At 55.3% G+C, this 12483-nt stretch carries 10 protein-coding genes; 9 read left to right on the plus strand and 1 reads right to left on the minus strand.

Annotated features, from left to right (window positions below; all coding sequences use genetic code 11):
* From B9Z48_RS16495 to B9Z48_RS16535, 9 genes are all read left to right on the plus strand, one after another.
* Entirely contained in the window at positions 1 to 2556 is a 2556-nt protein-coding gene (locus tag B9Z48_RS16495) for a glycosyltransferase family 1 protein (protein WP_108379838.1), read from the plus strand.
* Between the two features lie 14 nt (positions 2557 to 2570).
* Positions 2571 to 3605, plus strand: a complete 1035-nt coding sequence (gene gmd / locus B9Z48_RS16500; RefSeq protein WP_108379840.1) for a GDP-mannose 4,6-dehydratase — start codon at positions 2571 to 2573, stop codon at positions 3603 to 3605.
* Positions 3605 to 4489 (plus strand): GDP-mannose 4,6-dehydratase, encoded by an 885-nt coding sequence (locus B9Z48_RS16505; RefSeq protein ID WP_108379842.1) that lies wholly within the window; start codon positions 3605 to 3607, stop codon positions 4487 to 4489. The genes gmd and B9Z48_RS16505 overlap by 1 nt, the downstream gene beginning before the upstream one ends.
* The gene (locus tag B9Z48_RS16510; RefSeq protein WP_108379844.1) at positions 4483 to 5622 is read left to right on the plus strand and encodes a glycosyltransferase family 1 protein; all 1140 of its coding nucleotides are present in this window, start codon (positions 4483 to 4485) and stop codon (positions 5620 to 5622) included. Before B9Z48_RS16505 ends, B9Z48_RS16510 begins: the two co-directional genes overlap by 7 nt.
* A complete protein-coding gene (locus tag B9Z48_RS16515; protein WP_108379846.1) occupies positions 5619 to 6782 on the plus strand; it encodes a glycosyltransferase family 4 protein in 1164 nt (387 codons plus the stop codon). The genes B9Z48_RS16510 and B9Z48_RS16515 overlap by 4 nt, the downstream gene beginning before the upstream one ends.
* Positions 6783 to 6806: 24 nt before the next feature.
* On the plus strand, positions 6807 to 7154 hold the full coding sequence (locus tag B9Z48_RS16520; RefSeq protein WP_108379848.1) for a VanZ family protein: 348 nt from the start codon (positions 6807 to 6809) through the stop codon (positions 7152 to 7154).
* Positions 7155 to 7231: 77 nt separating this feature from the next.
* Positions 7232 to 8593 (plus strand): FecR domain-containing protein, encoded by a 1362-nt coding sequence (locus B9Z48_RS16525; protein ID WP_108379850.1) that lies wholly within the window; start codon positions 7232 to 7234, stop codon positions 8591 to 8593.
* A 15-nt stretch (positions 8594 to 8608) separates the two neighbouring features.
* Complete coding sequence (locus B9Z48_RS16530) at positions 8609 to 10504, plus strand: CHASE2 domain-containing protein (RefSeq protein ID WP_108379852.1); 1896 nt, start codon at positions 8609 to 8611, stop codon at positions 10502 to 10504.
* A gap of 38 nt (positions 10505 to 10542) precedes the next feature.
* The gene (locus B9Z48_RS16535) at positions 10543 to 11640 is read left to right on the plus strand and encodes a hypothetical protein (RefSeq protein ID WP_146186316.1); all 1098 of its coding nucleotides are present in this window, start codon (positions 10543 to 10545) and stop codon (positions 11638 to 11640) included.
* Here the strand turns inward: B9Z48_RS16535 and B9Z48_RS16540 are convergent.
* A complete protein-coding gene (locus B9Z48_RS16540) occupies positions 11599 to 12315 on the minus strand; it encodes a Crp/Fnr family transcriptional regulator (protein WP_158273295.1) in 717 nt (238 codons plus the stop codon). The genes B9Z48_RS16535 and B9Z48_RS16540 overlap by 42 nt on opposite strands.
* Between the last annotated feature and the right edge of the window lie 168 nt (positions 12316 to 12483).

Here is a 12483-nt window from a genome sequence, read left to right on the forward strand (position 1 = left end):
ATGCGAATTCTTATCGACATGCAAGGACTCCAGACGGGCAGCAGACATCGCGGCATAGGGCGATATACGCGAGCGCTCGTCAAAGCCATGATCCGCAATGGGAAAAGTCACGAAATATGCTTGTTACTCAATAGACTTTTCCCCGAAACAATCGTCTCCATCATTCAGGAATTTTCAAGCCTGTTGCGTCCTGAGCAGATCAAAATTTGGGAGGCCATTGGGCCGACCCATGCCATGGATGATGCCAACGCATGGCGACGAGCAGCAGCAAACTACATCCGACAAGAGCGGATACGGCAAATAGCCCCAGACATTGTTCTCATCACAACTTTGTTTGAGGGATTTGGAGACAACTTCATCGCATCCATTGACGATGCAAATGAAACAAAAATTCCAGTTGCCACAATTTTGTACGACCTCATACCCATGATGAATCCCAAGGAATACCTGGCGGATGAGCGGGTCAGACAGTGGTACGACGGACACGTAAAAACACTTTGCAAAAGCAGTTTGCTGTTGTCAATCTCCGAATCTTCACGCAAAGAGGCGGTTGATCTGCTTGGATACCCAGCAGAAAAAATCACCAACATTTCATCTGCCGCAGACGATCAGTTTCAAATTAAAAACCTGTCGCCAGAAGAGGCAAGTCAGGTGCGAAAGCAATTTGGTTTGCCAAAAGAGTATCTGATGTATTCGGGGGCAACAGATCCCAGAAAAAACCACATCCGACTGATACAAGCGTACGCGCAACTGCCAGAAAACATCAGAAAAGAACATCAACTGGCCATTGTGGGTGGGTTGCCCGATGAACACAAATCAGCGTTCCAGGCTGAAGCCCAACGATGTGGTCTCAGCGAACAAGACTGCAAGATTGTGGGACTCGTCGACGACGACAGTCTGGTGAAACTTTACAGCCTGTGCAAAGGCTACATCTTCCCATCATGGCACGAAGGTTTTGGCTTGCCTGCCCTGGAAGCAATTCAATGCGGGCGACCGGTCATTGCTTCAAACACATCAAGCCTGCCCGAAGTCATTGGGGATGAATCTGCACTGTTTGATCCTTTCGACATTCACGACATGTCGAAAAAAATGCAGCGACTTCTGACGGATCAAGGTTACCGGGAAACGCTGGTCAAAACCCAAATCTTGCACGCCAAAAAATTCAATTGGGATGCCAGTGCACGCGCGGCCCTGCTCGCCATGGAGCGCGTCGTTGCACAAGTCAAACAAGATACACAAACCCATCAAGGCGCACAACAAAAAACAGGCCTTCAAAAACTGGGGCAACAACTCGCACCACACCATCGCGCTATTGACGATGCTCAATTGCGTCAACTCGCAACACTCCTGGCGGCAAACGAACAACAAAGCCAGCAGCGCGAACTGCTCATAGACATCTCTGAATTGGTAAAACACGATGCGCACACAGGCATACAACGAGTCACCAGAGCCATTCTGAAAGAACTCATTGAATTGAAGCCACTCGGCATGTCAGTTCGTCCCGTTTATGCAACGCCGAACCAAACCTATCAGTACGTGCAAAGCCTTCCATGGCAATCACTGCCCACAGATGCCGAAACAAAGAATGGTCCTGTTAGAGCGGCACCCGGCGATATTTTTTTAGGGCTGGACCTTGTTCATCCGGAAATACTCAAAGCGCAGCGCGTCAGCCTCGAAGCCTTAAGGCTACGTGGTGTCAAAACATACTTTGTCATCTACGACCTTATTCCCATCCTGTATCCCCAGTATGCCAACGCGGGCGTACCCGAGGGGCATGTCCAGTGGCTGGACATCGTGACCGAAGCCGATGGTGCCATTTGCATATCGCAAACGGTTGCTTCAGATGTCACAGAATGGTTAAGAACCAACAAACCCAAGCAAGTTGAAACTTTCCAAATAGGGCATTTCCATTTGGGGGCAGACCTGGAAAACTCCGTGCCGACCCGTGGTGATCCTGCCGATGCAGCGGCCATTGAAAGTGCCATCCAACAGCGCCCCTCTTTTCTGATGGTGGGCACCTTGGAGCCACGCAAGGGCTACCAACAAACCGTACAAGCCTTCGAACTTCTTTGGGCCAGCGGTTTTGATGCCAACCTCATCATGATTGGCAAACCCGGTTGGAAGGCAGACCAACTCTTTGATCACATTCAACAGAGCTGCGAATTGAACCAACGCCTGTTTTGGCTTCAGGACTCAAGTGACAAATACCTTGAAAAGCTTTATGCGCAAACAAGCGCATTGATTGCCGCTTCCTATTGTGAAGGCTATGGCTTACCACTGATCGAAGCGGCGCGGCACGCGCTGCCCATCATCGCGAGAGATACCGCCATTTTCAAAGAGGTTGCACAACAACACGCCAGCTATTTTCCAGACAGCGCAGAGCCACAAGTTTTGCGCGATGCCATAGAGGAATGGCACGAGAAATGGAAGCAAGGCCAGCACCCCAAATCAGACCGTATGAATTGCCTGACTTGGCAACAAAGTGCAAACCAACTTCTGGACAACATCCAGTCTATGGACAGCGGGCGTGAAATAAAAAACCACAAAACAGCATGACTGAAAAAGCAAGTATGAAAAAAGCCATCATCACCGGAATCACAGGCCAAGACGGTGCCTACCTCACCCAGTTGTTGCTTGAAAAAGGCTACACCGTTTACGGCACCTACCGCCGCACCAGCTCGGTCAATTTTTGGCGGCTTGACGAACTCGGTGTGCAAAACCACCCCAATCTGCACCTCGTCGAATACGACCTCACAGACCTGGGCTCCAGCATTGCACTGGTGCAAAAAGTACAGCCCGACGAAATCTACAACCTGGCTGCACAAAGCTTTGTGGGCGTCTCCTTTGAGCAGCCCAACGCCACCGCACAAATCACGGGCATTGGCGCACTCAACCTGCTGGAAGCCATTCGTCTGGTCAATCCAAAAATTCGTTTCTACCAAGCCAGCACATCTGAAATGTTTGGCCAAGTGCAAGCCATACCGCAGATCGAAAGCACACCTTTCTACCCTCGCAGTCCCTACGGTGTGGCCAAGCTTTATGCCCACTGGATGACGATCAACTACCGCGAAAGCTACGGCATCTTTGGTGCCAGTGGCATCCTCTTTAACCACGAAAGCCCCTTGCGCGGGCGAGAGTTCGTCACTCGAAAAATCACCGACGGAGTGGCCAAGATCAAACTGGGCCAACTCGACTGCCTGCAGCTGGGCAACATGGATGCCAAGCGCGACTGGGGCTATGCCCAAGAATATGTCGAAGGCATGTGGCGCATGCTCCAGGCCGACGAGCCCGACACCTATGTGTTGGCCACCAACCGCACCGAGACCGTGCGCGACTTTGTGCACATGGCCTTCAAAGGCGCGGGCATCAACGTCGAATTTCAGGGGCGTGAAGAAAACGAAACCGCCACCGACACAGACACCGGGAAAACCGTCATGCGCATCAACCCCAAGTTTTACCGCCCTGCCGAAGTCGAACTGCTCATCGGAGACCCCGCCAAAGCCAAAGCCAAACTCGGCTGGGCACCCCAAACAACACTTGAGCATATGTGTCAAATGATGGTCGAAGCCGACCTGCGTCGTAACCAAGCCGGGTTCTCTTTCTGATGAAAATCCTCCTGACGGGCGCCAACGGCTTCACCGGCCGACATTTTGTTCAATGCGCCGAACAAGCAGGCCACCAAGTCACGCCCATGCTGGCCGACCTGACCGACAAAGCCGCCGTGGCCGATCAAGTCCAGCAGGCCCAAGCAGACACGGTGGTCCACCTTGCGGCCATCAGCTTTGTGGGCAATGCCGACGACGCCGCTTTTTACAGCGTCAACGTCACAGGGTGCATCAACCTTCTGTCTGCGTGCGCAGCCTTGCCACAAAGGCCTCGCAAAGTGCTCTTGGCCAGCAGTGCCAACATCTACGGCAACTGCGCCAATTCACCCATCGGCGAAGAGCAAACACCGGCCCCCGTCAACCACTACGGCACCAGCAAGCTCGCCATGGAGCATCTGGCCCGCACCTACGCTGACCGCTTGCCTTTGGTCATCACCCGTCCCTTCAACTACACAGGACCAGGGCAAGGCAAACAATTTCTGATTCCCAAATTGGTCGAGCACTTTGCCCGCAAAGCCCCGCAAATCGAATTGGGCAACCTGCATGTCGAGCGCGAATTCAACGACGTGCGCATGGTTTGCGAAAGCTACCTCGCCTTGCTGCAACACGGTCAAAGCGGAGAAACCTACAACATCTGCTCTGGTCAAACCTACACACTTCAGCAAGTGCTGGACACCCTGGTGCAGCTCACCGGCCACCAACTTCAAGTCAACGTCAACCCCGCCTTTGTGCGAGCCACCGAAGTGCACAAACTCTGCGGCAACCCACAGCGCTTGCACCAAATCTTGGCCCAGGCCGGCATTACCTGCAGTCAGCCCACCTTGGCACAAACACTGCAAGCCATGTTGAACGAAAGCCATGTGGCTGACGTCATCGCATGCTGAAACTTGCACTCAACGCCGTGCCCTTGTTGTCCCCGCTGACGGGCATAGGGCAATACACCTTGCAACTGCTCGAAGGACTCGACGCGCAAAAAGACATGCGCATCGAGAAATTCTATGCGTCCAAATGGAGCGCTGAAACACGCCTTCAACCGTTGCCAGAATCAGCACAAATTTGGAAAAAATGGCTCAAAAAATGGCTGCCCAACAGCTACCAATACGCACGGGCTGCCCAGCAAAAAATCTTCAGCAAAGGCGTTGCCAAATTCAAACCCGACCTCTACCACGAGCCCAATTATTTGGCCTTCGAATTTGACGGCCCCAGCGTCATCACCGTGCACGACCTGTCTTGGATTCGCTACCCGCAGCACCACCCCCTAGAGCGCGTACGGGCCATGAACCAATACTTCGAGCCCGCCTTGCGCAGAGCCAGTCGCATCATTACCGACTCCGCCTTTGTCAAGCAAGAAGTCATTGACGTGTTTGGACTCTCACCCGACATCATTCACCCCGTTTACCTGGGTGTTGAAAGCCAGTTCAGGCCCCATACTGTAAAAGAAACCCAAGCCACACTGGCCAAGCATGGCCTTCAGCACCAGCAATACTTGCTGGCCGTTGGCACGCTGGAGCCCCGCAAAAACATGGGCATGGTCCTGCAGGCCTTCATGGCCATGCCCAAGGCGGTGCGCCGTCAATACCCCTTGGTCATCGTAGGCATGACAGGCTGGCACGCCAGCCCGCTCGAAAAACTCATGTCACCCCTTCTGGCCGCAGGAGAAATCATTCAGCTCGGTTACCTGACCCGCCAAGAACTCATCCATGTCACCTCCAGTGCCAGTGCCATGGTGTATCCATCGCTCTACGAAGGCTTTGGCCTGCCCCCCCTCGAAGCCATGGCCTGTGGTGTTCCCGTCATCGCCTCCAACGTCACATCATTGCCCGAAGTCGTGGGAGAAACCGGCCTGCTTGTTGACCCCCTCAACCCGGACGCCATCAGTCAGGCCATGCAAACAATGACCCAGGCCCCCGAGTTACGCGCAGCCTACAGTCAGCAAGCCCTCTTGCGCAGCCGCCAATTCAACTGGCACAAATGCCAGCAAGAAACCATCGGCGTTTACCGCGCCGCTTTGGCATGAAAATCGCCATCGTCCACGAATGGCTGGTCAACTATGCCGGCTCAGAACGCGTGTTGGAGCAAATGCTCCACTGCTACCCACAGGCCGACCTCTTCAGTGTGGTCGACTTCGTGCCTGAGCATGAACGCGCTTTTTTGCAGGGCAAAAAGCCACGCACCACCTTCATCCAAAACCTGCCGGGTGCACGCAAGCACTATAGAAACTTCCTGCCCCTCATGCCCTTGGCCATCGAGCAACTCGACATGACCGGCTACGACCTCATCCTGTCCAGTTCGCACGCAGTGGCCAAAGGCATCCTTGTCTCGCCCGACCAACTGCACCTGTGCATGTGCTACACCCCCATTCGTTACGCATGGGACATGCAGCACCAATACCTGCAAGAGTCAGGTCTGCAAAGCAGCCTCAAAGGCTGGGTGGTCAAATGGCTGCTGCACAAAATCAGACTCTGGGATGCCCGCACCGCCGATGGCGTTGACCATTTCATGGCCATCTCGCACTACATCGCCCGGCGCATTGAAAAAAATTACCGCCGTCAATCCACTGTCATTTATCCACCAGTGGACACCGCATACTTTGACCTGCCAAATCATCAGGTCAAAGGCGATTACTACCTGACCGCGTCACGCATGGTCCCTTACAAAAAAATGGCCATCATCATCGAAGCCTTCAAGGACATGCCTGATAAAAAATTATTGGTGATCGGCGAGGGGCCTGAAATGAGCCGTTGCGTGGCAGCAGCTGGCCCCAATGTGACCCTGCTCGGACGTCAAAGCGCAGACAGCCTGCGCCACCACATGCAGCAAGCCAAGGCCTTTATCTTTGCGGCCGAAGAAGACTTTGGCATCGCCCCCATTGAAGCCCAGGCCTGTGGCACCCCTGTTCTTGCATACGGCAGCGGGGCCGCACGCGAAACCATTCAATGCAACAACGCCCATGGTGTCAGTGAAAACGACACCGGCCTTTTTTTCAATGAGCAAACAAGCCAAGCCATCGTTCGTGTTGTCCATCAATTTGAATTGCAGGCATCTAAATTTTTGGGCCAGAACTGCCGCAACAATGCGCAAAGGTTTTCCATTGAACAATTCAGGCGCAATTTTGTTCAATTCGTCGAAACTCGCAGCACAGAGTTTCAAAAACAAAAACACAAAAACCTTTGCTGAAGTCTGCAGCATGAATGCAGCCCGTTGAACGACATCATCCAAACCCCAACCATCTTTCAAATCCTCTGGCTATGCACCTTGGCCGCTGTGCTTGTTGGCATGTTGACAGAGGCGGTCATCATCCCATCTTGGGTGCATCGGCACGACAAAGTGGCGCATTTCGTGGCATTTGGAATGTTGGCTGGCATGGCCCACGGCGCTTGGCCTGGTCTCAACTTATGGGCACTGTGGTTCACCATCTCGACATTGGGTCTTTTGACCGAAGTGGCCCAGCACCTCACGGTCAAGCGGCGTTTTTGCTGGCGAGATGCGCTGGCCAATGCACTGGGGGCTGCGGCTGTGCTGACCGTGATCTCCCAATTGGGGCCTTGAATATCAATGCCCCATAAAGGTCATGGCAAATTGCAGTTTTTATTGGATTTAAATCCAATTTAATACATAATAATAGTATGAATGCATCCTATAAGTTTAACCATTGCGTTGGACTCCAGCCCATCCAGTTGTTGGTGCAGCTGGTTCTGCTCGGCATGCTCGCCCTTCAAATCTGCCCTGCACAGGCGCAAGACCCTGCGGCCGGTCGCGTCATGTTTGTCACGGGCAAAGCCACGAAACAAGATGCCAAGGGTCAAGACATCGCCGTGGCCAAAGACATGGAAGTGCGGCAAGGCGACCGACTCATCACCGCCCCCGACGCCTACATCTACACACGCATGAGTGACGGCGCCTTGCTGGTCCTGCGGCCGGGCTCCACACTGAGCGTCGACGTCTGGCGCTACGACGCCCAAAAGCCTGAACAATCCCAAATCAAATACACACTGCACCACGGTCTGAGTCGCTACGTCTCAGGACGAGGCTCGCAGGCTGCCAAAGACCAATTTCGATTCAACACCCCTTTGGCCGCCATTGGTGTCCGTGGCACAGACTTCACCGTTTTGTCGCGGCCCGAACTCACCGAGGTGTCTGTGCGCGCGGGAGGTGTCATCGTCAGCGGTTTTGACGCCAACTGCAAAGCCAACGCATTAGGGCCCTGCGAAGGTCGCACCGCTGCCGAACTGTTCGCCAAACCCAGCGCGGGTTATCTCCAAATCAAAGCCGGAGAAAAACGCCCGCAGCTGATCCACAACAACGAAAAACTCGGCCCTGAACAAACCACGCCCCCACTCCTTAATGAACCTGTTGCCAAAGAGGACAAATCTGCCAACGGACAAACCAGTCTTGTGACACTCAAAGGCGACATTCGCACGGGTCAAGACGTGACCAAACTTCTCGTGCAGACCTCAGAAGTCGAAGTTGCCCCCCCGCCGCCACCGCCGCCACTGGCCGTATGGGGTCGTTGGGGTGATGTCGCCTCTGCCACTGATCGTGATCGAATCGTTGCCAACCTGCTCAATGGCCGCGATCTCTTGGCCATCAACTCTTATTACATCCTGGCACGCGCACCCGGCCCCCTGAGCCCCTTGCCCGAATCGGGTGTTGCCAGTTTCAAATTGATTGAACACGACGGTATCGTGGTTCAACCCCAAACAGGTCAAGTGCACAGCACCAAGGCCACCGACGGCAGTTTGCGCATCGACTTTGCCAAACAAAGCTTTCAGACCGAACTCAAACTCGACGTACTCGGTCAAAGCGTTCAAATTGGTGCGGTGGGCAAAGTCGAAGAAGGCGGCGTGTTGCGCTCCAACAGCTTCACCTCCACCACGGCAGTACAAGGCCTTGTGGGCGGCAGTGGTGCCAAACAAGCCACATACATCTACCGCCAACCCGGCACGACCGGCCTGGAGCTTTCGGGTGCAACCCATTGGAGTCGCTGAGAGCGTGGGCCATCCTTGAACCATTTGCCGCGCGTCAGTGCGATCAACAAAAAACTCGTATGGCTTCCGGTGATCTTGCTCATCGGCTGCATCTCACTTTGGTTGCAATTCACACCCAAGCAGCCAAGCACCGTCACGCAGCTTGAAAACACGCTCAAAGACGGCATGCGCCGAAGCGTCGCCAATTCGGTGCCAGAAGAGCGCATTGTCATCATCGACATCGATGAAAACAGTCTGAACCTCATCGGACCTTGGCCCTGGCCCAGAAGCCAAATGGCCCAACTCCTCGAAATCTTGATGGCTGAGCACAACGCCCGCATGATCGGCCTGGACATCGTTTTTCCGGCCAAAGCCGACCCGGCGGGCGATGCCCGACTGCACGCACTGTCGCAGTTCGGCCCTTTGGTGGTCGCACAGCTGTTCGACCTAGTGGATCGCGAGCACCCCTTGGCCAGCGGCGTGCCCATTGCTTCAACTCAGCAATTTCCGGGCAAATGGCCAAGTGCAAAGGGCCATTTGTCCAACCACAACGGCTTGGCCCAAGCCCGGTGTGCGGGGCACATCAACAGCGTTGTTGATACAGATGGCATCGTCAGAAAAATCAACCCCATCATCACCTGGGGCAAGTCACAAAACCTGGCGCTTTCACTGGCCATGCTGGCCTGCGACCCCCAGACAGCCCCACAGCTGCCAACCCTCTTTGGAGCCATTCTGGGCCCAGAGTGGGAAGTGCCTTACAGCAAAAAGATGACCGCCTACACCGTCATCCCTGCCAGTCACATTTTGCAACACCAAGTGTCCCCCGAGCTTGTGCGTGGCAAATGGATCTTGATTGGCTCGTCTGCGCTCGGACTCAACGACACCGTCTCCACCCCGCTGGCCAACAGGGTCCCCGGTGTCATGGTTCACGCCCAGGCACTCACCACATGGCTGGACCAACTGCAGCCCATGCGCAACCGCCCAATGACTTCAAACGGGGGCCAACTATTTGCGGCAGCGTGCAGCGTCTTGGGCTTGATGCTCATGATCCGGGTCATGGCCTACTGGCGTGCTTGGTTGTTGTTGCCCGTCGCTGCCATTTTGACCCTGGCCTGGTTGGCCATGGCCCGCGCCATGATCCCCTGGCAGCAAGACTTTTCCATCAGCGCCCCCTTGCTGGCGTATTGGGCTGTGCTGCTGGTGGTGCCATGGGTCTGGTGGCGCACCCAAAAAGAAAGCAAGCAACTGTTCAGCACCTTTGCAAACTACGTGGCCCCCTCGGTCCTCGACAAAATGGTCCGCCAGGGCTTGGACAAACCCCTCACACCCCAGCACGCCCACATCACCGTCTTGTCGGCCGACATGCAAAACTACTCGGGACTGACCGACCGGGGCACGCTGCAACAAACCGCCGACCTGACCCGGGGTTTTTTGCAATGCATCACCCAGCCGCTGCTCAAGCACCAAGGCACGCTTGACAAATACACCGGCGACGGATTGCTGGCCTTCTGGGGTGCACCCTTGCCCACAGAGCAACCCGCCAACCAAGCCATGCAAGCGGCCCTCGACATGGTCCAAGCCGTTCGCGCATGGAACACCACTCGCGCTGCGCAAGGCCTGCCTGTGGCGCGAGTACGCATCGGCATCGAATCGGGCACTGCGCTGGTTGGCGACCTGGGCACGCCATTTCGCAGCACCTACACCGCAGTGGGCAACTGCATCAACAGTGCCAGCAAAATTCAAGCTGCAGCCAAGCATTACAGCCACGACATCCTGATTGGCGAAGACGCCGCCTCCCACATCACCATTGTCCCTTTGCACAAGGTGGCCGACATCCAATGGGGTGAAACCGTGCACCTCAAAGCCGTCTTTGCCCCACATCAAGGCCCCAGCTCCTGCCCTGACAGCCATACCGAGTGGGCCAAGGCGTGAGCAAAACAACAAGTCACTGGCTCGCTCGGGCCTGCGCCATGCTCCTTGTCAGCGCTCTCGCGCCGGGCGTGGCCCTGTCCAACACAGACGCCGATTACGCCGAAGAACTGCTCGACCTTGTGGTGCAGCATTGCCGGGCTGGCGATGTCGCGCAAGCCCTCGCCATCCGCCAAGCCATAGAGCAGCAACTGACCCCGCCACCCGAAATACGCCAACTGTTGGACCAAATCACCCATACGGGTTGTCCCAAAACCACAACGCAAGCCCAGGGCGCGGTCACCGAATGGGCGCTGATCACCGGCTACGACGACAACATCAACCAAGGCTTGCAAGCCGACACCATCACCCTGGGCAGTGCACTCAAATCCATCACCCTAGTGCTCGACAGCGACTACAAACCCGTAGGCAGCCACTACGTGGCCACCACCGCCACACGGCAAATCAACACCCCAAGTGGTTGGACCCTGCGCGGCACCCTGGGGCACAAGCAAATCAGCAGCTACAGCAAGTTCAACAACACCAGCCTGCACCTCAGCGCCAAATACCCCCTGCACCCACTGGGCATCCCCTCATCGTTGCAAGTGGGCTGGTCTCAAACATGGCTAGACAATCACCTTGACCGACGCATGCCATCGCTCGAATGGCAAAGCCAACTCGGCAAGGACGAACGCGACTGGAAACTGCACGCACAAATTCAGCAACTCCACCATTCAACAAACAGCAGCGAAAACGCCCAAACCACCACACTCCGTGCCACACGACAATTTCAGTGGTCCCCTGAAGCCCAATGCCTCGTTGGCGCAGGTTGGCTCAGCGACAACGCCCAACAACGCGCCGGGGGGGACCGGCATGGCCAAACCCTGCAAATCATGCTGCAGCAGGCATTGACACAAGGACAACTGCAACTGCAGTGGTCGCAGGTGAGCTGGAAATCCGCCAAAGACTTCTCGCCCAACCTCATCGACTACAGGCGTCAAAACACCACCACCCAATGGACGCTGGGCTACCAAATTAACCTCGGCCCGCGCAGCCATTTCTATCTCGAATACCAGCGCACATCGGCCAAGGACAATGTGCCGCTGTACCAGCACACCTCAAATGGACTTTTGGCGGGGTGGATTCAGCAATGGCGGTGAATCCTCTTGGGCCAAGCGGTCCAGCTCATCCGCTTGCAAAACAAGCACGGCCTCGCCCTGTTTGGAAATGACCCCGTCGCGCACCAAGCGGGCAAAAGAGCGCGACACCGTCTCGCGGCTCGTGTTGAGCATATTGGCCAAATCAGACTGCTTGGGCACCAAACGCACACCCCAAGCACCATCTGCGCCCAAGGTTTTGCTGTGCGTTAGCCAAGCGCACACCCGCTGAAAAGCTTGGGGCAAACCCAGCAACACCCTTTGAATGGTCATCTCACGCACCTTGCCCACCAAATGCTCCATGACCCGCTTGGCCAACTGCGGCTGGGTAAAGAAAAACGCCTGCGCAAACTCCAGCGGCAACAAGCCCACCAAACTGGGCTGCGTGGCCTTGATGAACGCAGTGCGCGGCAGCAAGTCAATCACGCTCAGCTCACCAAAAAAAGCACCCGGCGTCACCACACTCAGGCTGACCTCTTGGCCGTTGTGCAGCAAATCGTAAACAAGCAACTGCCCTTCCAACAAAATAAACAAGCCGTCCGAAGGGTCGCCTTTTCTGCACACCACATCCTCGGACAGCAAATGCCGCCAACGTACACGCGACTCCAGCTCGGTCAAGGTGTCGGCGTCAATGTCGTTGAAAAGAGGGCATAGGCTGAGCTTGAAAAGGCGTGTCATGGTGTGGCGTGTCCGTGTGTGGGGCTGGAGGTAGAGCTGCAGTGTTGCAAAAGTGCAACGCATGAAAAGAATTTTACATGTGTGATGCGCATCACACCCTGAAAAAGGTCTTCTGGTATATTTAAGGATACAACTGACTGGCAAATGAGTTATTCAAAGTATTCACTC

This window comes from Limnohabitans sp. WS1, assembly GCF_003063265.1.
Taxonomy (GTDB): Bacteria; Pseudomonadota; Gammaproteobacteria; order Burkholderiales; family Burkholderiaceae_C; genus Limnohabitans_A.